Origin of the sequence: Diaphorobacter sp. MNS-0 (genome assembly GCF_019602835.1) — a bacterium.
Taxonomy (GTDB): Bacteria; Pseudomonadota; Gammaproteobacteria; order Burkholderiales; family Burkholderiaceae_C; genus Diaphorobacter; species Diaphorobacter nitroreducens.
The window spans coordinates 3,612,921-3,635,668 of the sequence record NZ_CP080761.1 but is presented as its reverse complement, the minus strand read 5'-3'; the positions used below and the strand labels follow the sequence as shown (position 1 = coordinate 3,635,668).

The following is a 22,748-nucleotide window of genomic DNA, read 5'->3' as shown; positions in this document are numbered from 1 at the left end:
AGATGGCGATCCCGCTGCAGATGGAATGCATGTTCCAAAACAGTTGGTCGCTGCAACAAGAGCGCGCACGGAGGCTTGTCCGAAGTGCGCATATGAAGGAGTAGACCTTGAGTCTTAATCGCAGTGAGAAAGAAGCGGTCATCAATGAAGTGACCAGCCTCGCCGCTAAAGCTCAAACGCTCGTGATCGCGGAATACCGTGGCATCACGGTGGCCGACATGACCAAACTGCGCGTGGAAGCTCGCAGCAAGGGTGTGAGCCTGAGTGTTCTGAAGAACACCCTGGCCCGCCGTGCTGTGGCTGGCAGCCAGTTTGACGTGGTGGCCGACCAGATGACCGGTCCTCTGATCTATGGCTTCTCCGAAGACGCTGTGGCCGCCGCCAAGGTGGTGGCCGATTTCGCGAAAACCAACGACAAGCTGGTGATTCGCGGCGGCGCTTTCGCGGGCAAGGCCCTGGACGTGAACGGCGTGAAGCAACTGGCCAACATTCCTACCAAGGAAGTACTGCTGGCCCAGCTGTGTGGCTTGCTGATGTCGCCGATCTCCCGCACCGCCGTGGTGCTGGGTGCCCTGGCGGCCAAAAAAGGCGAAGGCGAGCCTGCTGCTGCCTGAGGCAGCGTGGCAATCGTCCCCCCTCTCAACCAATTGTTAGGAAATCAAAATGGCATTCGATAAAGACGCATTCTTGACCGCGCTGGACAGCATGACGGTCCTGGAACTCAATGACCTGGTGAAGGCCATTGAAGAGAAGTTCGGCGTGAGCGCTGCCGCTATGGCTGCTCCCGCTGCTGGCGGCGCTGCCGGCGGCGGTGCTGCAGCTGCTGAAGAAAAGACCGAGTTCAACGTGGTGCTGGCTGACGCCGGCGCCAACAAGGTGGCGGTCATCAAGGCAGTGCGCGAAATCACCGGTCTGGGCCTCAAGGAAGCCAAGGACCTGGTGGACGGCGCTCCCAAGAACGTCAAGGAAGGCATTGCCAAGGCTGACGCCGAAGCTGCCGTCAAGAAGCTGGTGGAAGCCGGCGCCAAGGCCGAACTCAAGTAATCGACCTTGTCTCCTGGGCTGGGGGTCTTGCGAAAGGCCTCCAGCCTTTGGTGCTTATGGGACGCACTTTAGAGCGCACCAGAAAGCGGCCCCCGTGGACTGTTTTCTAGTGTCTTCTGAACCATCCGACAGCAGAAGACGCCTTGGTTCGGGCGATGTGCAACGCATCGCCGTCCGCCATGGTTGGTAGTGGCCAACCGCCAAGCCTGCAAGGTGGCCGCCTTGCAGGGCAGTCGTCGAAGATCCCATTCCATGTCCTTGCCCGGAGATCTCATGGCCCAAACATCCACGTACAGTTATACCGAACGCAAGCGCATTCGCAAGAGCTTCGGTAGCCGCGACAGTGTGCTCAAGGTCCCGTACCTGCTGCAGATGCAGCGGGATGCCTATACCGCGTTCCTGCAGGCCGACACGGCCCCGCAAAAACGCAGCATCGAAGGCCTGCAGGCCGCATTCAACTCCGCGTTCCCCATCGTTTCCCACAACGGCTTCGTGGAGATGAAGTTCGTTGAATACAACCTGGCCAAGCCGGCGTTCGACGTGCGCGAATGCCAGACCCGCGGCTTGACTTTTGCATCGGCCGTGCGTGCCAAGGTGCAGTTGATCATCTACGACCGCGAGTCCTCGACCTCGCAGTCCAAGGTGGTCAAAGAAGTGAAGGAGCAGGAGGTCTACATGGGCGAAGTGCCCCTGATGACTGACAAGGGCTCCTTCATCATCAACGGCACGGAGCGCGTGATCGTCTCCCAGCTGCACCGCTCGCCCGGCGTGTTCTTCGAGCACGACAAGGGCAAGACCCACAGCTCGGGCAAGTTGCTGTTCTCTGCGCGCATCATCCCCTACCGCGGCTCCTGGCTGGACTTCGAATTCGATCCGAAGGACATCCTGTACTTCCGCGTGGACCGTCGCCGCAAGATGCCGGTCACGATCCTGCTCAAGGCCATCGGCCTGAACCCCGAGTCCATCCTGGCGAACTTCTTCGTCAATGACAATTTCCGCCTGATGGACAGCGGTGCTCAGCTGGAGTTCGTGCCCGAGCGTCTGCGGGGCGAGGTGGCGCGCTTCGACATCACCGACAAGGCCGGCAAGGTGATTGTGGCCAAGGACAAGCGCGTGACGGCGCGCCACACGCGTGAGCTGGAGCAGTCCGGCACCACGCACATCAGCGTGCCTGAGGACTTCCTCATCGGCCGCGTGGTGGCCCGCAACATCGTAGACGGCGACACCGGCGAGATCCTGGCCAAGGCCAACGAAGAGCTGACCGAGGCGTTGCTCAAGAAGCTGCGCGCTGCTGGCGTGCAGGACCTGCAGGTCATCTACACCAACGAACTCGACCAAGGCGCCTACATTTCGCAGACGCTGCGCATCGACGAAACCGTGGATGAATTCGCCGCGCGCGTGGCCATCTACCGCATGATGCGCCCCGGCGAGCCGCCGACCGAGGATGCCGTGCAGGCCCTGTTCCAGCGCCTGTTCTACAACCCCGACACGTACGACCTGTCGCGCGTGGGCCGCATGAAGTTCAACGCCAAGATCGGCCGCGATGAAGCCACCGGCCCGATGGTGCTGTCCAACGACGACATCCTGGCCGTGGTCAAGATCCTGGTGGACCTGCGCAACGGCAAGGGCGAGGTGGACGACATTGACCACCTGGGCAACCGCCGCGTGCGCTGCGTGGGCGAGCTGGCCGAAAACCAGTACCGCACGGGCCTGGCACGTATCGAAAAGGCCGTGAAGGAGCGCCTTGGGCAGGCCGAGCAAGAGCCGCTGATGCCCCACGACCTGATCAACTCCAAGCCCATTTCCGCGGCGCTCAAGGAGTTCTTCGGTGCGTCCCAGCTGTCGCAGTTCATGGACCAGACCAACCCGCTGGCCGAGATCACGCACAAGCGCCGTGTTTCGGCCCTGGGCCCGGGCGGTTTGACCCGCGAGCGTGCCGGCTTCGAGGTGCGTGACGTGCACGTGACCCACTACGGCCGCGTGTGCCCGATCGAGACGCCTGAAGGTCCGAACATCGGTCTGATCAACTCGCTGGCCCTGTACGCGCGCCTGAACGAGTACGGCTTCATCGAGACCCCCTACCGCCGCGTGGTGGACGGCAAGGTCACGATGGAAATCGACTACCTGTCGGCCATCGAAGAAGGCAAGTACATCATCGCCCAGGCCAACGCCACGCTGGATGCCGAAGGGCGTCTGACGGGCGACCTGGTGTCGGCGCGCGAGAAGGGTGAATCGACCCTGGTGTCCGCCGACCGCGTGCAGTACATGGACGTGTCGCCTGCGCAGATCGTGTCGGTGGCGGCTTCGCTCGTTCCCTTCCTGGAGCACGACGACGCGAACCGCGCGCTGATGGGCGCCAACATGTCGCGCCAGGCCGTGCCCGTGCTGCGTCCCGAGAAGCCCATGGTGGGCACGGGTATCGAGCGCGTGGCGGCCGTGGACTCCGGCACCGTGGTGACGGCCAACCGTGGCGGTGTGGTGGACTATGTGGACGCCACCCGTATCGTGGTGCGTGTGAACGACGACGAAGCCGTGGCCGGTGAAGTCGGCGTGGACATCTACAACCTCATCAAGTACCAGCGCTCCAACCAGAACACCAACATCCACCAGCGCCCCATCGTCAAGAAGGGCGACAAGCTGGCCAAGGGTGACGTGATTGCCGACGGCGCTTCGACCGACCTGGGCGAGATCGCCATCGGCCAGAACATGCTGATCGCGTTCATGCCCTGGAACGGCTACAACTTCGAGGACTCGATCTTGATCTCCGAACGCGTGGTGGCCGAAGACCGCTACACCTCGATCCACATCGAGGAGTTGGTGGTGATGGCCCGCGACACGAAGCTGGGCGCGGAAGAAATCACTCGCGACATCCCGAACCTGTCCGAGCAGCAGCTGAACCGTCTGGACGAGTCCGGCATCATCTACGTGGGCGCCGAAGTCCAGCCCGGCGACACGCTGGTCGGCAAGGTCACGCCCAAGGGCGAAACCACCCTCACGCCTGAAGAGAAACTGCTGCGCGCCATCTTCGGCGAGAAGGCGTCCGATGTGAAGGACACCTCGCTGCGCGTGGACCAGGGCTCGCAGGGCACGGTGATCGACGTGCAGGTGTTCACCCGTGAAGGCATCCAGCGCGACAAGCGCGCCCAGCAGATCATCGACGATGAACTCAAGCGCTTCCGCCTGGACCTGAACGACCAGTTGCGCATCGTGGAGGCCGACGCGTTCGACCGTATCGAGAAGCTGCTGACCGGCCGCGTGGCCAACGGCGGCCCGCAAAAACTCGCCAAGGGTACGAAGATCGACAAGGCCTACCTGGCCTCGGTGGAGAAGTTCCACTGGTTCGACATCCGCCCCGCCGAGGAAGAGGTCGCCACGCAGCTGGAGTCCATCAAGAACGCGCTGGAGCAGACCCGCCACAGCTTCGACCTGGCCTTTGAAGAAAAGCGCAAGAAGCTCACCCAAGGCGACGAACTGCCCGCGGGCGTGCTGAAGATGGTCAAGGTGTACCTGGCCGTCAAGCGCCGCCTGCAGCCTGGCGACAAGATGGCCGGCCGCCACGGCAACAAGGGCGTGGTGTCCAAGATCGTTCCGGTCGAAGACATGCCCTACATGGCCGACGGCACCCCCGCCGACATCGTGCTCAACCCGCTGGGCGTGCCTTCGCGCATGAACATCGGCCAGGTGCTGGAAGTTCACCTGGGCTGGGCCGGCAAGGGCATGGGCCAGCGCATCGGCGACATGCTGCAGCGCGAGGCCAAGACGGCTGAGCTGCGCAAGTTCCTGGAAGAGATCTACAACTCGCGCGGCCGCAAGGAAGACCTGTCGCAGTTGAGCGATGACGAAATCCTGGCCATGGCGCGCGAGCTGACCTCGGGCGTTCCCTTCGCATCGCCCGTGTTCGACGGCGCGTCCGAAGAGGAAATCAAGGACATGCTCAAGTTGGCCTACCCGGACGACCTCGCCCAGGCCAAGGGCCTGACCGAGACGCGCACGCAGGCGTACCTGTACGACGGCCGCACGGGCGAGCGTTTCGAGCGCCCGACGACCGTGGGCTACATGCACTACCTGAAGCTGCACCACTTGGTGGACGACAAGATGCACGCCCGCTCGACCGGTCCGTACTCGCTCGTCACGCAGCAGCCGCTGGGCGGCAAGGCGCAGTTCGGTGGCCAGCGCTTCGGTGAGATGGAAGTGTGGGCGCTGGAAGCCTACGGCGCCGCCTACGTGCTGCAGGAAATGCTGACGGTGAAGTCCGACGACGTGCAGGGCCGTACCAAGGTGTACGAGAACATCGTCAAGGGCGAACACGCGATCGAAGCCGGCATGCCGGAGTCGTTCAACGTGCTGGTCAAGGAAATCCGTTCGCTGGGCCTGGACATCGAGTTGGAACGTTCCTGAGCAGGATCGAGTTTTTAAAAAAGTGAGCGGCTGGCGCTCACTCCCTCTGGGTTTGCAGGTGTTTTGTCTTGCAAATCCTTATGTGGCAAGCGCCAGCAGCTATGTTTTTAGGTGAAAAGGAAAGAGTCACATGAAATCGCTACTCGACCTGTTCAAGCAATTCACGCCCGATGAGCATTTCGATGCCATCAAGATCGGCATGGCTTCGCCCGAGAAGATCCGTTCGTGGTCTTTCGGCGAAGTGAAGAAGCCCGAGACCATCAACTACCGCACGTTCAAGCCCGAGCGCGACGGCCTGTTCTGCGCCAAAATCTTCGGGCCCATCAAGGACTACGAATGCCTGTGCGGCAAGTACAAGCGCCTGAAGCACCGCGGCGTGATCTGCGAAAAGTGCGGCGTTGAAGTCACGCAGACCAAGGTGCGCCGCGAGCGCATGGGCCATATCGACCTGGCCGCACCCTGCGCCCACATCTGGTTCCTGAAGTCGCTGCCTTCGCGCCTGGGCCTGGTGCTGGACATGACGCTGCGCGACATCGAACGCGTGCTGTACTTCGAAGCCTACGTGGTCACCGACCCCGGCATGACCCCGCTGAAGAAGTTCGGCATCATGTCCGAGGACGACTACGACGCCAAGCGCAAGGAATACGGCGACGAGTTCGTCGCCAAGATGGGCGCCGAGGGCATCAAGGAGCTGCTGGAAGGCATCGACATCGAGATCGAGATCGAGAAGCTGCGCGGCGACCTGACGGGCTCCGAAGTCAAGGTCAAGAAGAACGCCAAGCGCCTGAAGGTGCTGGAGGCCTTCAAGAAGTCCGGCATCAAGCCCGAGTGGATGATCCTGGAAGTGCTGCCCGTGCTGCCGCCGGACCTGCGTCCGCTGGTGCCGCTGGACGGCGGCCGCTTCGCCACGTCGGACCTGAACGACCTGTACCGCCGCGTCATCAACCGCAACTCGCGCCTGCGCCGCCTGCTGGAACTGAAGGCGCCCGAGATCATCGCGCGCAACGAAAAGCGCATGCTGCAGGAAGCCGTGGACAGCCTGCTGGACAACGGCCGCCGCGGCAAGGCGATGACGGGCGCCAACAAGCGCGCGCTGAAGTCGCTGGCCGACATGATCAAGGGCAAGTCGGGTCGCTTCCGCCAGAACCTGCTGGGCAAGCGCGTGGACTACTCGGGCCGTTCCGTGATCACCGTGGGTCCGACGCTCAAGCTGCACCAGTGCGGCCTGCCCAAGCTGATGGCCCTGGAGCTGTTCAAGCCCTTCATCTTCTCGCGCCTGGAGGCCATGGGCATTGCCACGACCATCAAGGCCGCCAAGAAGGAAGTGGAAGCCGGCACGCCCGTGGTGTGGGACATCCTGGAAGAGGTCATCAAGGAACACCCGGTGATGCTCAACCGTGCGCCCACGCTGCACCGCCTGGGCATCCAGGCGTTCGAGCCGATCCTGATCGAAGGCAAGGCCATCCAGCTGCACCCGCTGGTCTGCGCCGCGTTCAACGCCGACTTCGACGGTGACCAGATGGCCGTGCACGTGCCGCTGTCGGTGGAAGCGCAGCTGGAAGCCCGCACGCTGATGCTGGCGTCCAACAACGTGCTGTTCCCGGCCTCCGGCGAGCCCTCCATCGTGCCCTCGCAGGACGTGGTGCTGGGCCTGTACCACGCCACCCGCGAGAAGATCAACGGCAAGGGCGAAGGCCTGGTGTTCGCCGACACCGGCGAAGTCCAGCGCGCGCTGGATGCGGGCGAGGCCGAGCTGCACGCCAAGATCAGCGTGCGCCTGACCGAGTGGACCAAGGACAAGGCGACGGGTGAGTTTGTGCCCGAGACCAAGCTCGTGGACACCACGGTGGGCCGTGCGCTGCTGTCGGAAATCCTGCCCAAGGGCCTGCCCTTCAGCAACCTGAACAAGGCGCTGAAGAAGAAGGAAATCTCCAAGCTCATCAACGCGTCGTTCCGCAAGTGCGGCCTGAAGGACACCGTGGTCTTCGCCGACAAGCTGCTGCAAAACGGCTTCCGCCTGGCCACGCACGCGGGCTTCTCCGTGGCGATCGACGACATGCTGGTGCCGCCGCAGAAGGCCGAGATCCTGGCCCGCGCCGAAGCCGAGGTGAAGGAGATCGAGCAGCAGTACGTCTCCGGTCTGGTGACGGCCGGCGAGCGCTACAACAAGGTGGTGGACATCTGGGGCAAGGCCGGCGACGACGTGTCCAAGGTGATGATGGATCAGCTCAAGGTCCAGAAGACCATCGACCGCAACGGCAAGGAAGTGAACGAGGAATCGTTCAACGCCATCTACATGATGGCCGACTCCGGCGCCCGCGGCTCGGCGGCCCAGATCCGTCAGCTGGCCGGTATGCGCGGCCTGATGGCCAAGCCCGATGGCTCGATCATCGAGACGCCTATCACCGCAAACTTCCGCGAAGGCCTGAACGTGTTGCAGTACTTCATCTCCACCCACGGTGCCCGTAAGGGCCTGGCGGATACGGCGTTGAAGACCGCGAACTCGGGCTACCTGACCCGTCGCCTGGTGGACGTGACGCAGGACCTGGTGGTGACCGAGGACGACTGCGGCACCTCGAATGGTTCGCTGATGCGCGCCATCGTCGAGGGCGGTGAAGTCATCGAGTCCCTGCGCGACCGTATCCTGGGCCGTACCGCGGCCGAGGAAGTGCTGCACCCCGAAACGCGTGCCGTGCTGGCGCAGCCGGGCCGGATGCTCGATGAAGACCTGATCGAAGAGCTCGAAGCCGCAGGCGTGGACGAAGTGAAGGTGCGTACCGCGCTGACCTGCGAAACCCGCTACGGCCTGTGCGCCAAGTGCTACGGCCGCGACCTGGGCCGCGGCGGCCTGATCAACCTCGGCGAAGCCGTGGGCGTGATCGCCGCGCAGTCCATCGGCGAGCCCGGCACGCAGCTGACCATGCGTACGTTCCACATCGGTGGTGCGGCATCGCGTGCGGCGGTGGCGTCCAGTGTGGAAGCCAAGTCCAACGGCATCATCGGCTTCAACGCTACGATGCGCTACGTGACCAACACCAAGGGCGAGCTGGTGGTGATTGCGCGCTCGGGTGAAATCATCATCCAGGACGAGCACGGCCGCGAGCGCGAGCGCCACAAGGTGCCGTACGGCGCGACGCTGACGGTGAAGGCCGACCAGAACATCAAGGCCGGCACCATCCTCGCCAACTGGGACCCGCTGACGCGCCCGATCATCACCGAGTACGCAGGTACGGTGAAGTTCGAGAACGTCGAGGAAGGCCTCACGGTGGCCAAGCAGGTGGACGAGGTCACGGGCCTGTCCACGCTGGTGGTGATCGACCCCAAGCGCCGCGGCTCTGCCAAGGTGGTGCGTCCGCAGGTGAAGCTGGTGGACGCCGATGGCAAGGAAGTGAAGATCCCCGGTACCGACCACTCGGTGACGATCGGCTTCCAGGTCGGCGCGCTGATCCAGGTGCGCGACGGCCAGGAAGTGGGCCCCGGCGAAGTGCTGGCCCGCATCCCGATGGAAGGCCAGAAGACCCGCGACATTACCGGCGGTCTGCCGCGCGTGGCCGAGCTCTTTGAAGCCCGCAGCCCCAAGGACAAGGGCATGCTGGCCGAGATGACCGGCACGATCTCCTTCGGCAAGGAAACCAAGGGCAAGGTGCGCCTGCAGATCACCGATCCGGACGGCAAGGTCTGGGACGAGCTGGTGCCCAAGGAAAAGAACGTGCTGGTCCACGAAGGCCAGGTGGTCAACAAGGGCGAGCTGATCGTCGACGGCCCGGCCGATCCGCAGGACATCCTGCGCCTGCTGGGCATCGAGGAGCTGTCGCGCTACATCGTTGACGAAGTGCAGGACGTGTACCGCTTGCAGGGTGTGAAGATCAACGACAAGCACATCGAGGTGATCGTGCGCCAGATGCTGCGCCGCGTCGTGGTCGAGAACCCGGGCGAGTCCACCTACATCGCCGGCGAGCAGGTGGAGCGTTCCGAGATCCTCAACACCAACGAGGCGCTGCAGGCCGAAGGCAAGCTCCCTGCCACGTACTCCAACGTGCTGCTGGGCATCACCAAGGCGTCGCTGTCCACCGACTCGTTCATTTCCGCCGCGTCGTTCCAGGAAACGACCCGCGTGCTCACCGAGGCTGCCATCATGGGCAAGCGCGACGAGCTGCGCGGCCTGAAGGAGAACGTGATCGTGGGCCGTCTGATCCCCGCCGGCACGGGCTTGGCTTACCACCAGGCGCGCAAGGCCAAGGACGCCATGGACGAGGCCGAGCGCCGCGCCATCGCAGATGCCGAAGCCGCCGAGCTGGCCTCTGCCGGCACCCACGACGCAGCCGCCGAGATCGACGGCAGCGCCGACACGGCTGATTAAGCCGTTGCCAGTCCCGCCTCTCGCATGCGGGTACTGAACGCTCCCGGCTTGCCCATCCGGCAGGCCGGGAGTTTCTTTTTTGTCGTGTTACCAATCCCTCGGTTGGCAGGGGCCGTGCCCGCTGGCGCGAAGCCCCGGCTGTGAACATGTTGACCACCTGGATACTTCTCGCCCTGTTCCTGTTCTGGGCCGTGGGCGCCTACAACCGGCTCATCCGCCTGCGATCCGCGGCGCTGCAGGCCTTTGGCGGGCTGGACACCCACATGGTGCGCTGGATTGCCCTGCTGGGTGAGTACGAGGCTGCGCACGGAGCGCCTGGCGCGGTCCAGGCCATCGTGGGCGACGAACCGGCGCCGGCGGCGGGCGCGCACGACGCCCATGCCGCCCTTTGGGCCGCGGCCACGCAACTCGGCGCCTCGCTGGCAGTAGCGCGCGCGCGCCCGCTGGACAGCGGCGCCGCCGCCGCCCTGGCGGCCGCATCGCAGGTGCTGGAGAACGCCTGGCAGACCGTTGTGCGCGAAGCCGCGCAGGTGAGCGAAGGTGTGGCACCCCCTGCACTCGCCCCATGGGTGGTGCGGCGCGAACAGGTGGCGCTGCACAGCGACGAGGCGCGCCGCCTGTTCAACGATGCCGTGGCTCAGTACAACCATGCCATCGCCCAGTTTCCCGCCAGCCTGCTGGCGTGGCTGTTCGGCTTCAAGAAGGCGCAGACGCTGTGAACAAGCCTACTTCCATCCCGCCGCAGGGGGCTCCCGCGGTTGCGTTGAGCCAGTTGCTGGACGCCACCGCCTTGGCGCTGCAGGCGGTGCGCGCAGGGCAGTCGGGCACCGTGGCGCTGGAGACCACGGCTGCCGCGCTGCGCCCCGGCGTGCAGGCGCTGCTGTTCCAGGTGCTGCGCCACCTGGGGCGCGCGCAGGCCTTGCGCCGCCAGCTGGCACCCCGCAACCCACCGCCGCGGGTGGATGCGCTGCTGTGCACCGCCCTGGCACTGGCCTGGGACCCGCAGGCCGCTCCCTACGCGCCGTTCACCCTGGTCAACCAGGCGGTCGAGGCCGCCAAGCGCCACCCCGCGACGCGGGCGCAGGCGTCTTTCGTCAACGCCTGCCTGCGGCGCTTCCTGCGTGAGCGCGACACGCTGGTGGCCGCCACGCAGGGCGACGAGGTCGCCGTGTGGAACCACCCCGCATGGTGGATCCAGCGCCTGCGCCGCGACCACCCCGATCAGTGGCAGCAGATCCTGCAGGCGAACAATGCGCCCGCGCCCATGGTGCTGCGGATTTCTAAGTCAAAAAGCACTCCAGCGCTTTACCAGCAAGCGTTAGAAGCTATCAGTATTGAAGCGATGGCGGTAGGCCCCGAAGGGCTGGCGCTGGCACGCCCCGTGCCGGTGCAGCAACTGCCCGGCTTTGCAGAGGGTGTTGTCTCGGTGCAGGATGCCGCCGCGCAGATGGCGGCGCCGCTGCTGCTCAACGGGCTGGACGCCGCGCAGCCGCTGCGCTTATTGGATGCCTGCGCCGCCCCCGGCGGCAAGACCGCCCATTTGCTGGAATGGGCCGCCGCACTGCGGGCCCCTTGGCGGGTCACCGCGTTGGAGGTGGATGCGGCACGCGCCGAGCGCATCCATGACAACCTGCATCGCCTGGGGCTGAGTGCCCAGGTGCTGGTGGCCGATGCCGCCGTGCCCGCCGACTGGTGGCAGCAGGCCAGCGGTGGTGAGCCGTTCGACGCGATCTTGCTCGACGCGCCCTGTACCGCCTCGGGCATCGTGCGCCGCCACCCCGACGTGCGCTGGCTGCGGCGTGAGAGCGACGTGGCCCAGCTGGCCGCGCAGCAGTCGCGTCTGCTGGCGGCGCTGTGGCCGCTGCTGCGCCCCGGCGGGCGGCTGCTGTATTGCACCTGTTCGGTGTTCCGGGCCGAAGGCGACGGGCAGATCGCAGCGTTTCTTGCGCACAACACTGACGCACGCCTGCTGCCGTCGCCGGGCCATTTATTCCCCGGCAGACCAGACAAGCGCGACGGGCTCCGTGACAATGGGCCGGGTGAACACGACGGTTTCTTTTACGCCCTGTTGCACAAGGCCCCCGCCTGAACGTGCCGGTCTGCGCAGGCCGGGGTGGCTGTGGGCCGCGCTGGTTTGTCTGCTGGCGCTGTGGAGCGCGGTCATTCCCGCCGCCTACGCCCAACAGCACGGCGAGATTGTTGAACTGCAACTCGACCCGCTGCCCGAAGGACTGTATCTGTCGGCCACGCTGCAGCTGGAACTCCCCGAACTCGTCAAGGATGCGCTCTACAAGGGCATTTCCGTGTTCTTCATCACCGAGGCCGAGGTGGTGCGCCAGCGCTGGTACTGGTCCGACAAAGTGGTGGCGCAGGCCAGCCGTTTTCTGCGGTTGAGCTACCAGCCCCTTACGCGGCGCTGGCGTGTGGTGCAGTCGTCCACGCCCTTTGCACCGTCGGGCCTGGGCGTGTCGCTGGGCCAGAATTTCGACACGCTGCAGGATGCGCTGGCATCGATGCAGCGCATCGCGCGCTGGAAGATCGCCGACGAGGGGCAGGTCGATGAAGGCGTGACCTACGTCATGAATTTCCAGTTCCGGCTGGATACCTCGCAGTTGCCCCGGCCCTTGCAGATCGGTGCGGTGGGCCGCTCGGGCTGGAACATGGTGCTTGCGCGCAGCGTGCCGCTGAGCGTGGTGGAGGCTGCGCGGTGAAAGCGGGCGATCCGCGTCCCGCGGGTTCGGCCCGCCGCGCAGAGACACGCGCACGCGCCGTGCGATGGGCGCTGGGCCTCGGCACGGGGCTGATGTGTGCCATCGCATTGGTGCTGCTGTTCCTGCTGACGCTGGCCACCAACAACCGTGACCTGTACGAACGCAACTTCGCCTGGCTGCTGGGCGTGAACGTACTGGTGGCGCTGGTGCTGCTGGCCGTGTTGGTCTGGGGCGCCCTGCGCCTGGTGGTGCGCCTGAGGCGGGGGCGCTTCGGCAGCCGGCTGCTGCTCAAGCTCGCGGGCATCTTCGGGCTGGTGGGCGTGATCCCCGGGCTGCTGATTTACGTGGTGTCCTACCAGTTCGTCTCGCGCTCCATCGAGAGCTGGTTCGACGTCAAGGTCGAGGGCGCGTTGACCGCCGGTGTGAGCCTGGCGCGCGTCACGCTCGACACCATTGCCAGCGACCTGGCCTCCAAGACGCGCACCGCCAGCAGCCAGTTGGCCCAGGTGCCCGATGCGGCCGCGGGCCTGGTGCTGGAGCGCATGCGGGACCAGTTGGGGGCCACCGACCTCGTGCTGTGGAACGCCGCGGGCCAGCCCGTCGCCGGCACCGGGCAATCGCGCTACATGCTCAACCCCGAGCGGCCAAGCGCGCAGCAGTTCCGCATGGCGCGGCAAGACCGCGTCACCTTCCAGATCGAGGGCCTGGACGACATCACCGACCCGCTGGCCGCGGAGAACGCGCGCGTGCGCGCGCTGGTGCTGGTGGCCAACCCCGGCGTGGGTCTGCTGGCCGAGCCGCGCTTCGTGCAGGCCACCGTGCCCTTGCCCCAGGCGCTGGTCGCTAACGCCATTGCGGTGCAGGAAGCGAACCGCGAATACCAGGAACGCGCGCTGGCGCGCGGCGGGCTGCGGCGCATGTACATCGGCACGCTGACGCTGAGCCTGTTCCTTGCCGTCTTTGGCGCGGTGCTGCTCGCCGTGGTGCTGGGCAACCAGCTTGCGCGGCCCCTGCTGGTGCTGGCCGACGGCGTGCGCGAGGTGGCGGCAGGCAACCTGTCCCCCAAGGCCGCGCTGCAGACCAAGGACGAGCTGGGCGGGCTGACGCGCTCTTTTGCCCTGATGACGCAGCAGCTTGCGGACGCCCGCGGCACGGTCGAGCAAAGCCTGAGCGCGCTGGACGCGGCGCGCGGGCACCTGCAGACCATCCTGGATAACCTCACGTCGGGAGTCATCGTGCTGGATGAAAAAGGCATTGTCCAGTCGTCCAACCCTGGTGCGACCCGTGTCCTGCGCGCGCCACTGGCGGCCTACGAAGGACGGCCGCTGGCTGAGGTGCCGGGGCTGGCGGATTTCGCGGCGGCCGTGCAGCGGCACTTCGATACCTTTTTGCAGGATCGTGACCACCACGGTCTGGACCACTGGCAGCAGACCTTTGAGCTGCACGCGGCGGGCGGTGGCGTCACCACGCAAGGCACCAGCCTGGTGGCGCGCGGCGCGCAACTGCCCAACGAGGCGCGGCTGCTGGTGTTCGACGACATCTCCGAAATCGTCTCCGCGCAGCGCGCCCAGGCATGGGGCGAGGTCGCCAGGCGTTTGGCGCACGAGATCAAGAACCCGCTGACGCCGATCCAGCTCTCGGCCGAGCGTCTGGAGATCAAGCTCTCAGGCAAGCTGCCTGCGGCAGAGCAGGCCGTGCTGACCAAGTCGGTGAAGACCATCGTGGACCAGGTGGATGCGATGAAACGGCTGGTCAATGAATTCCGCGACTACGCGCGCCTGCCGTCTGCGGAACTGCACACGCTGGACCTGAACGCACTGGTTGCCGATGTGCTGCATTTGTATGGCGCCGAGACCGCGCAGGTGCCGGTCGAGGCCGAGTTGGACCCGCGCTGCCCCGCGATCTCGGGCGATGCCCAGCAATTGCGCCAAGTGGTGCACAACCTGCTGCAGAACGCTCAGGACGCGACACAGCAGGCGGCCGAGCAGGGGGGCGTTCCACCGCCGCCCGTGCGCATCAGCACACGCTGGAGTGCATCCGCGCAACGTGTGCGGCTGACGGTGTCGGACTGCGGGCCGGGCTTTCCTCCACACATCCTGCAGCGCGCCTTCGAGCCCTACGTCACGACCAAGCCGCGGGGCACCGGGCTGGGGCTGGCCGTCGTCAAAAAAATCGCGGATGAACATCGCGCGCGGATCGATCTGGTCAACCGCGTGGAAGACGGCGTGGTGAAGGGCGCACAAGTGTCGCTATCATTCGCCCCTGAATCGGCGGTGGCGCTCTAACAACACCGCACGTGCAGCAAGGGTGCATTTACACACATGGCAAATATTCTGGTGGTCGACGACGAACTGGGAATCCGGGACCTGTTGTCAGAAATTCTGAACGACGAGGGGCATAGCGTCGACCTTGCCGAGAACGCCACGCAGGCCCGCAACGCGCGCTTGAATGGCAGCTATGACCTGGTGCTGCTGGATATCTGGATGCCCGATACCGACGGCGTATCGCTGCTCAAGGAATGGGCCATGGCCGGCACGCTGACCATGCCAGTGATCATGATGAGCGGCCACGCCACCATCGACACGGCCGTGGAAGCCACGCGCATCGGTGCCTTCTCCTTTCTCGAGAAGCCCATCACCATGCAGAAGCTGCTCAAGGCAGTGGAGCAGGGCCTGGCACGCAGTACGGCGCAGCCACCAGCAAGCGCTGCCGCGCCGGCCCAGACCAACACCGCACCTGCACCCGCAACAACCGGTGCCATTGCCAATGGCGCGCCGGCTCCTGCGCCTGTTGTTGCGGTGATGGAGCAGGCGCCCATGTCCCACCAGGGCTTCAATCTCGACCGACCCTTGCGTGAGGCGCGCGACGGTTTTGAAAAAGCCTACTTTGAATTCCATCTCGCCCGCGAAGGCGGCTCAATGACACGCGTCGCCGAAAAAACAGGATTGGAGCGCACACATCTTTACCGCAAGCTGCGCCAATTGGGGGTGGACCTCGGGCGCAACAAACGCAACGCGTGAATTGGCAAAAATTTTGCAGCTTGGCGTCATGCCCCGATTTCTCGGGCTATAATTCAAGGCTCAGGCCCGGTAGCTCAGTTGGTAGAGCAGAGGATTGAAAATCCTTGTGTCGGCGGTTCGATTCCGTCCCAGGCCACCACATACAACGCCCAACCACTCGGTTGGGCGTTTTTGTTTCTGCACTGCCACGCTGCATGGAACGACGCAGTGGTTGCGTGTCCTCATCCTCCAGCGCTGCACAGGACCTCTCCGTGATTCGGGGCCTTGTTTCTTTCGCGGGACGGTAGTCCTTTCTTTGGGAGCCAGTACCTGCAGGCACGGGCGCGGGGGTACAGAAGCCAGGCACTCTCCCATGCCCCAAAGATCACGCGCTGCGGGCAGCTCTACGCAGGGCGACACTTCGGGCTGCATGTACGCTCATGTGTCATGAGCGTGTGACGGCTTTGAACTACAGTGACCGGATGCAAGACTTTTCACGCACGCTTTCGCTGACGGGGGCGTCCAACTTCCGTGATCTGGGAGGCTATCGGGGGCTGGATGGACGCACGGTACGCTGGCGCCGGTTGTTCCGCTCCGATCATCTGGCGGCCCTGACACCGCAGGACGCGCAGGTGCTGGCCGGTGTGGGGCTGACCCGCTCGGTGGACTTCCGCGGGCTGGTGGAGAGCGCGGCCCAGTCGTATGCGCTGCCGCAGGTGCGCTATCACGCGCTGCCGATCGAGCCGACCGTCGTGCAGCGCGCCAAGGAACTGGCGGTAGCGGGCCAACAGATCACGGCACCCGTTGCGGTAGGGCTGATGCAGGACACCTACCGCGCCTTTGTTTCCGACAACGCGCAGCAGTTTGCGGGCTTGTTCGAGCAGTTGCTGGCAGAGGATTCCCCCCTGGTCTTTCACTGCACTGCGGGCAAGGACCGCACCGGTTTCGCCGCGGCCCTGATTCTGCTGGCGCTCGGCGTGTCGCGCGAGGTGGTCATGCAGGACTACCTGTTGACTAACGCGCTGTACCGTCGGCCCGCGGGGCTGGTCAGCTCTGCGCCGCAGGAGGTGCTGAACGTGATCTGGCGCGTGCAGGAGGACTTCCTGGAGGCCGCATTGCAAGCCGTTGACCAGGACCACGGCGGCGTGCAGCGTTACCTGGAGCGTCGACTGGGCGTGGACGATGCTGCACGCAGCCGCCTGGCGCAGCTGTACCTGCAGCCGTTGCCGGACTGAGTAACCGTCTTCGAAGTCAAGCGCAATGAAGCGACTTGTCCCAAGGTTTTCCAGTGCGCACCATGGCGTTGAGCGTGGTGAGCAACTTGCGCATGCAAGCGACCAGGGCGACCTTGGGCAACTTGCCAGCGGCCTTCAGACGCTCGTAGAAGGCCTTGATGGCCGGGTTGTAGCGGGTGGCCCTGAGCGTTGCCATGTACAGCACGCGGCGGATCTCGAAGCGCCCGCCTTGTACGCGCCGCCTGCCCTTGCTGCCGCCGGAGTCATTGGCCATGGGCGCCACGCCCACCAATGCAGCGATCTCGCGCCGGTTCAGCCGGCCCAGCTCTGGCAGCTCGGCAATCATCGTGGCACTGGCCACCGGGCCGACTCCCGCAGCCGACTGCAGCAGCGTGTCGAGCTCCCCAAAGTGCTCGCGCACATGCGTGACCATCTGCTCTTCGATCTCATCGAGCTGCGCCTTGATCGCCGCCTCGATGGCCTCGATGCTGGCGTGCAGCTTCTTGGGCGTGATCTGCAGCCGTTGGCGCTCCGAATGGAGCATGGTCAGCAACTGGCGCCTGCGCGTGACCAGGGCCGCGAGCCACTGCTGGCGCTCATCGGCCAGGGGGCGCAAGAAGCGCTGCAGATCGTCGCGGCGCAGCAGCACCGCTGCCAGCTCGGCCAGCGTGCGCGCATCCACCGCGTCGGTCTTGGCCAGGCGTCCCATGGATTTGGCGAAGTCGCGCGCCTGGCGCGGGTTGATGACCGCCACGGGCAGGCCTGTGGCCTGCAGGGCACACGCTAACGCGGCCTCGTAGCCGCCGGTGGCCTCCATCACCACCAGACCCACGTCCAGGGGCTGCAGGACAGCCGCCAGCGCCGAGTGGCCTTCGGCATCGTTGTCAAACCGCTGGGCGCTGCTCTTGGCGCCCAGCACACAGACATCCACGTGCGCCTTGGCCACGTCGATGCCCACCGTCACTGAGGTAACAGACATGATCTTCAGATCCCTTGCTTGTGCATGCGCGCTCAATCAAGGCGCGCGTAACCGTTCGGGCTTCACGAAGACCAGCGCGGCGGCCATGCGTTCTGTACTCAGTCACGGGCTCTATCACCCCAGCGCCTACCAAACTGCACGGGCCGGTCTGGCCGCCTCAACGGCGTTCAGACTCTACCGCGCTGGTCTGGTTTAAAGATACAAGGCGCCGCGGCCGTGCGCCCTGGGCCGCTCGGGCATAAAAAAAGCAGCCCGGAGGCTGCTTTTTTTGCGAAACCCGCGCCACGGTGTCAGAGCGTGGCGTCCTTGAGTTTCTTCAGTGCGCGGGTCTTGATCTTGACCGATGCGGGCTTGGCGGGGAACCAGCGCTCTTCGCCGGTGAACGGGTCCTTGCCGAAGCGCTTCTTCTTGGCGGGCACTTGCTGCAGGCCGATCTTGAGCAGGCCGGGCAGCGTGAACTCGCCGGAGCCCTTCTTGTGCACGGAAGCCAGGATGGCCGTCTCCAGCGCGGCGAGCACGGCCTTGGCGGCCTTGGGCTCGACACCCGCCTGCGTGGCGAGGTGGGCGATCAGCGCGGTCTTGGTGAAGGCTTCCTTCACGGGCTTGATGGCAGCAGGAGCTGCGGGGGCGGCTGCCTTCTTGGCAGGTGCCGCAGCCTTTTTGGCGGCGGTCTTTTTCACCGGAGCGGTGGTCTTCTTTGCAGTTGCCATGATGTCGGATCGTTGTAAGGTGTATAGAAGCAGGCCAGCCAGGCTGGTGATCGGATTCTAGGCGCTGTCTGTGCGCGTGGGGTGCCCTATTCATGCGGGTTTGCGCGAGAAAACCACGCTATCGCGGGCCTGTGGACGGCACAGGGCACGCACATGCCGCACGGGTGGCGCGCATGCGGGTAAGCTGTGCAACCATTCCCTGATGCACCAGGAGCAGGCCATGAGCGATAGCACCCCTTTCGGCTTCGGGCGTTTCGTCCCGGGATTTGATTTCCTGCAGAACCTGGCCAAGGGCGCTGCGGCGGGTATGCCCACCATGCCGGGGCTGTCGGGCTGGGTGGCGCCCACGGTGAGTGTGGACGAGCTGGACAAGCGCATCCAGGACCTCAAGGCCGTGCAGTTTTGGCTGGAGCAGAACGCGCGCGCCCTGGCCGCCACCGTGCAGGCGCTGGAGGTGCAGAAGATGACGCTGGCCACGCTGCAGGATATGAACGTGGCGATGGGCGACCTGGCCGCGAGCTTCGGCGCCGCCGCAGGCCAGGACAAGGAGCGGCCCGCCGCACGAGCCGCCGAGCCACCGTCCGCGTTCCCGTTCACTTCTCCACCCACACCTGCACCTGCACCGGAGGCGCCGTCCCCGGCCAATGACGCTTCGGCGGCGCGCAGCGCGCGAACACCACCGGACGATGAGGCCGCGCCCGAGCAGACCAAGGGCGTGGCCGACCCGATGCAATGGTGGGGTGCGCTGACCAGCCAGTTCCAGCAGATCGCCGCGCATGCCCTGCGGGATGCGGGCACGCACCAGGCGGCCTTCGACGCCACGCGCGAGATGGCCAGCGGCGCACTCAAGACCGCCTCCAGCATGGCGGCGCAGATGGCTGCGCAGGGCATGCACGGCATGCGCGCGGCGGCGCAGGCCGCCGGTGCGGCGCCTGCGGCAACGCCCGCCCCTGCCGCCGGCAAGCCTTCCACAAAGGCGGCCGCCCGGCCGGCGACCCAACCGGGCGGCAAGGCCAACGACAAGGCCAACGACAAGGCACGTCCGGCCGCCAAGCGGACTGCCGCGGCCAGCGCGGGCGCCAAGCGTGCCCCCGCACCATCGCCCACCCAAAAGGCTGCCGCGTCCCGCACGCGGCGGCCGGCAGGCTGAGCTGCGCGGCGGCGCCTGTACCCCATCGCAGGGCTGACACATGAGACTCTTTCCCAATGCACACGCCACCCATCCGCAGTGGCACATGGCCGCGTTGCTGGTGCTGGCGCAACTGCGGGCGCAGATGGCGCTGCCCCAGTACGCCAGTGCACCCACGCTGGGGCTGCTCTACATCACCGACCACTACGCGGACGATGCCGCGGCCCTGCTGGACCTGCTGCGGCGCGAACTGCCGACGGTCACCGACTGGGCAGGCGCGGTCGGCGTGGGCGTGGCGGGCAACAACGTCGAATATTTCGATGAACCCGCGCTCTCGCTGATGCTGTGCGACCTGCCGCGCGCGCACTACCGCGTGTTCTCGGGCGTGGCGCCGCTGGCGCACGGCGATGCGGCCGGGGTGGGCTTTGCGGCCCACACGGCGCTGGTGCATGCGGACGGCCAGACCCCCGAACTGGCGGACCTGGTGGCCGAGATGGCGGGCCGCACCAGCAGCGGCTACCTGTTTGGCGGCGTGGTGGCCAGCCGCGGGGCGCAGGTGCAGCTGGCGCTGCCCGCCGGCGGCGAGGGCGACGGCGTGCTGCACGGCGGCCTGTCGGGCGTGGCCTTTGATGCGCAGGTGGAACTGGTCTCGCGCGTCACGCAGGGCTGCCAGCCCATCGGCGCGCAGGCGGCCATCACCGCCGCGCAGGACAACGTGGTGCTGGAGCTGGACGGCGAGCCCGCGCTGGACGTGCTGCTGGACACGCTGGGCGTGACGCTGCAGGGCGACGCCCAGGCCGCCCTGCGCGCCGTGCGCGCCACGCTGGCAGGGCTGGAGGACGCGGACGCGCCGCAGCGCCAGCGCACGGGCCACTTTGGCGCCGACACGCGCGTGCGCCACATCGTCGGGCTGGACGCGACGCGCAGCGGCGTGGCGCTGGGTGACCATGTCGAGGTGGGCATGCGCCTGGCCTTCTGCCAGCGCAACGTCGGCGCGGCCCGTGCCGACCTGATGCGCATCTGCGCCGAGATCCGTGAGGAGCTATCGCCCCAACTCGAAGAGGCGCAGGCGCTGCCCGCCGCAGGCAGCGCGCCGCATGCCGAGCCGGCGGGCGGCCGGCGCATTTGCGGTGCGCTGTATGTGAGTTGTTCGGGCCGCGGCGGGCCGCACTTCGGTGGGCCCAGCGCCGAGCTGCAGATCGTGCGCCATGCGCTGGGCGACGTGCCCCTGGCGGGCTTCTTCGCCGGCGGCGAAATCGCCGCGCACCGGCTCTATGGCTACACGGGCGTGCTGACGGTGTTCGTCGCGCCGGACGGGGCTTTATAAGCCTTTTTGGCCTCTAGGGCCTGTTCACACTATTTTTGCCAGTGCGAATGGCGTGAAAACCGCGCCAATCTAGGCGCGTGACGACGCCAAGGCCGGGGCCTTGGCTAGGAGGGCAACGACGAATGGCGCGGTTTTCACTCCGTTCCCTCCGGGTTGCGATCAAAAAGGGCCATTCGCGGCGTTGCCAAGCCTCGCTGGGGTAGCACCCCAGCTTCGTTTGGCGCCTTGCGCCTGGCCCTTTTTGATCGCAACGCATCTGGCAAAAATAGTGTGAGCAGGCCCTAGCGCCCGTCCATCAAGCGCAAGCAGCTATGCAATGCATAGCGCCGTGGCGCTTGCTCAAACGCCGATGACGGCGGGGCGGGGCGCCGCAGCAGGGCGCGGCAGGCCGCAGAACGCGAAGTCCAGCTCCGGCTCCAGCCCGCTCACGATGCGCGCGATGGACTTGCCCGAGCCGCAGGCGTGGGTCCAGCCCAGCGTGCCGTGGCCGGTGTTCAGGAACAGGTTGCCGTAGCGCGTCTTGCCGATCAGCGGCACGTTGCTCGGCGTGGCGGGGCGCAGGCCGCTCCAGAACTGCGCCTGGCTGGCATCGCCCGCGCCGGGAAAGAGCTGCTCCACGCGCCGCACGATGGCTTCGCAGCGCACGGCGTTCAGCGCGCGCTCGTAGCCGTTGAGCTCGGCCGTCCCCGCGATGCGCAGCCGGTCGCCCTGCGCGCTGGTGTAGCGCGAGAAGACCAGCTTGTACTCATCGTCCGTCAGGCTCACCTGGTAGGCGGCGGCCGTGTCGCGCACCGGCAGCGTCACCGAATAGCCCTTGGCCGGGTAGATGGGCAGGCGCAGGCCCAGGGGCTGGGCCAGCAGCGGGGTGAATGCGCCCAGCGCCAGCACGTAGGCGTCGCCGCGCAAGCGCTCGTAGCCGCCGGCCTCGTTGGTGATCTCCACATGGTCGATGGCGCCGCCCGCCGGGTGCAGCGCGGTGATGTGGCAGCCCAGGCGGAATTGCACGCCCGCGGCCTGGGCCACGCCGGCCAGCGCGCGCGTGAACAGGTGGGCGTCGCCGGACTCGTCCTCCGCCGTGTAGGTGGCGCCCGCCAGCTGCGGGCGGACGTGGGCCAGGGCTGGCTCGATGCGCACGGCCTCGTCGGCATCCACCACGCGGCGGTGGCAGCCCAGCGCACGCATCTGCTCGGCGGGCGCCAGCGCGGCGTCGAACTCCTGGGCGCTGGTGTAGAAGTGCAGGATGCCCTGCGTGCGCTGGTCGTACTGCAGGCCCGTGTCGGTGCGCAGTTGCTGCAGCGTGCTGCGGCTGTAGCTGCCCAGGCTCACGATCTGCTCGATGTTGTGGCGCGTGCGCGCGGGCGTGCATTCGCGCAGGAATTGCAGGCCCCAAAGCCACTGGCGCATGTCCGCGCGCAAGCGAAACAAGAGCGGCGCATCCTCTTTGCCCAGCCACTGCAGCACCTTGAGCGGCGCGCCGGGGTTGGCCCAGGGCTCGGCGTGGCTGACCGAGATCTGGCCGCCGTTGGCGAAGCTGGTTTCCGCACCGGGCACAGCCTGCCGGTCGATGACGGTGACCTCGTGGCCGAGTTGCTGGAGGAAGTACGCAGAGGTGGTGCCGACGACGCCGGCGCCCAGAACGATCACGCGCATGGTTTACAAGCCTTTTTCAAGGTTTGCGCAGGCAGGGCAAGCGCGAGCAGCTATTGAATGAATAGCGAACAGCGGGCGCGACATGGCCTGGCTGCCGCTCCCCCTGTCCTTGGTACCTGAGAGATTCATGCCGCGCGGGACCGTGCGCGGCACTTGCTCCTTCGGTGCGCCACGGCGGGCGTGGCGGCTCTCCAGACGGCTGTGTG

Annotated in this window: 15 protein-coding genes, 1 tRNA gene and 1 riboswitch; of the genes, 13 read left to right on the top strand and 3 right to left on the bottom strand. The window is 66.2% G+C overall.

The genetic code is table 11. The annotated features are described in order from the left end of the window. The first annotated feature begins 107 nt into the window (after nucleotides 1-107). From rplJ to K2L43_RS17155, 11 genes are all read left to right on the top strand, one after another. The gene (gene rplJ / locus K2L43_RS17205) at nucleotides 108-614 is read left to right on the top strand and encodes a 50S ribosomal protein L10 (protein ID WP_011806986.1); all 507 of its coding nucleotides are present in this window, start codon (nucleotides 108-110) and stop codon (nucleotides 612-614) included. A gap of 49 nt (nucleotides 615-663) precedes the next feature. Then, on the top strand, nucleotides 664-1,044 hold the full coding sequence (gene rplL / locus K2L43_RS17200; protein ID WP_015914493.1) for a 50S ribosomal protein L7/L12: 381 nt from the start codon (nucleotides 664-666) through the stop codon (nucleotides 1,042-1,044). 273 nt (nucleotides 1,045-1,317) lie between these two features. Beyond that, a complete protein-coding gene (rpoB, locus tag K2L43_RS17195) occupies nucleotides 1,318-5,442 on the top strand; it encodes a DNA-directed RNA polymerase subunit beta (RefSeq protein ID WP_088888203.1) in 4,125 nt (1,374 codons plus the stop codon). A 130-nt stretch (nucleotides 5,443-5,572) separates the two neighbouring features. Then, on the top strand, nucleotides 5,573-9,802 hold the full coding sequence (gene rpoC / locus K2L43_RS17190) for a DNA-directed RNA polymerase subunit beta' (protein ID WP_011806983.1): 4,230 nt from the start codon (nucleotides 5,573-5,575) through the stop codon (nucleotides 9,800-9,802). Between the two features lie 146 nt (nucleotides 9,803-9,948). Continuing rightward, nucleotides 9,949-10,521: a LemA family protein gene (locus K2L43_RS17185; RefSeq protein WP_041838907.1), complete on the top strand. Its 573-nt coding sequence runs from the start codon at nucleotides 9,949-9,951 to the stop codon at nucleotides 10,519-10,521. Then, nucleotides 10,518-11,891 (top strand): 16S rRNA (cytosine(967)-C(5))-methyltransferase RsmB, encoded by a 1,374-nt coding sequence (gene rsmB / locus K2L43_RS17180; RefSeq protein ID WP_220638106.1) that lies wholly within the window; start codon nucleotides 10,518-10,520, stop codon nucleotides 11,889-11,891. The genes K2L43_RS17185 and rsmB overlap by 4 nt, the downstream gene beginning before the upstream one ends. Before the next feature lie 10 nt (nucleotides 11,892-11,901). Beyond that, nucleotides 11,902-12,513, top strand: coding sequence for a DUF4390 domain-containing protein (locus tag K2L43_RS17175; protein ID WP_370633117.1), 612 nt, complete (start codon nucleotides 11,902-11,904; stop codon nucleotides 12,511-12,513). Nucleotides 12,514-12,605: 92 nt separating this feature from the next. After that, nucleotides 12,606-14,798: an ATP-binding protein gene (locus tag K2L43_RS17170; RefSeq protein ID WP_370633116.1), complete on the top strand. Its 2,193-nt coding sequence runs from the start codon at nucleotides 12,606-12,608 to the stop codon at nucleotides 14,796-14,798. A gap of 36 nt (nucleotides 14,799-14,834) precedes the next feature. After that, nucleotides 14,835-15,533, top strand: a complete 699-nt coding sequence (locus K2L43_RS17165; RefSeq protein WP_011806978.1) for a response regulator — start codon at nucleotides 14,835-14,837, stop codon at nucleotides 15,531-15,533. Nucleotides 15,534-15,596: 63 nt separating this feature from the next. Further along, a tRNA-Phe gene (locus K2L43_RS17160) sits at nucleotides 15,597-15,672 on the top strand. 322 nt (nucleotides 15,673-15,994) lie between these two features. Further along, nucleotides 15,995-16,747 carry a tyrosine-protein phosphatase gene (locus K2L43_RS17155; RefSeq protein WP_135148959.1) on the top strand — a complete coding sequence of 251 codons (753 nt, stop codon included), beginning with the start codon at nucleotides 15,995-15,997 and terminating at the stop codon, nucleotides 16,745-16,747. Nucleotides 16,748-16,763: 16 nt separating this feature from the next. On the opposite strand, the gene K2L43_RS17150 is transcribed toward K2L43_RS17155, so the two are convergent. Continuing rightward, nucleotides 16,764-17,726: an IS110 family transposase gene (locus K2L43_RS17150; RefSeq protein WP_370633051.1), complete on the bottom strand. Its 963-nt coding sequence runs from the start codon at nucleotides 17,724-17,726 to the stop codon at nucleotides 16,764-16,766. A gap of 290 nt (nucleotides 17,727-18,016) precedes the next feature. Beyond that, nucleotides 18,017-18,436: an HU family DNA-binding protein gene (locus K2L43_RS17145; protein ID WP_011806976.1), complete on the bottom strand. Its 420-nt coding sequence runs from the start codon at nucleotides 18,434-18,436 to the stop codon at nucleotides 18,017-18,019. 220 nt (nucleotides 18,437-18,656) lie between these two features. On the opposite strand from K2L43_RS17145, the gene K2L43_RS17140 reads away from it, so the two are divergent. Beyond that, complete coding sequence (locus tag K2L43_RS17140; protein WP_220638104.1) at nucleotides 18,657-19,586, top strand: PhaM family polyhydroxyalkanoate granule multifunctional regulatory protein; 930 nt, start codon at nucleotides 18,657-18,659, stop codon at nucleotides 19,584-19,586. 40 nt (nucleotides 19,587-19,626) lie between these two features. Beyond that, nucleotides 19,627-20,892 carry an FIST N-terminal domain-containing protein gene (locus K2L43_RS17135; RefSeq protein WP_220638103.1) on the top strand — a complete coding sequence of 422 codons (1,266 nt, stop codon included), beginning with the start codon at nucleotides 19,627-19,629 and terminating at the stop codon, nucleotides 20,890-20,892. 339 nt (nucleotides 20,893-21,231) lie between these two features. On the opposite strand, the gene K2L43_RS17130 is transcribed toward K2L43_RS17135, so the two are convergent. Further along, complete coding sequence (locus tag K2L43_RS17130) at nucleotides 21,232-22,542, bottom strand: D-amino acid dehydrogenase (protein WP_220638102.1); 1,311 nt, start codon at nucleotides 22,540-22,542, stop codon at nucleotides 21,232-21,234. A 93-nt stretch (nucleotides 22,543-22,635) separates the two neighbouring features. After that, nucleotides 22,636-22,747, bottom strand: a riboswitch (glycine riboswitch). Nucleotide 22,748: the final 1 nt, after the last annotated feature.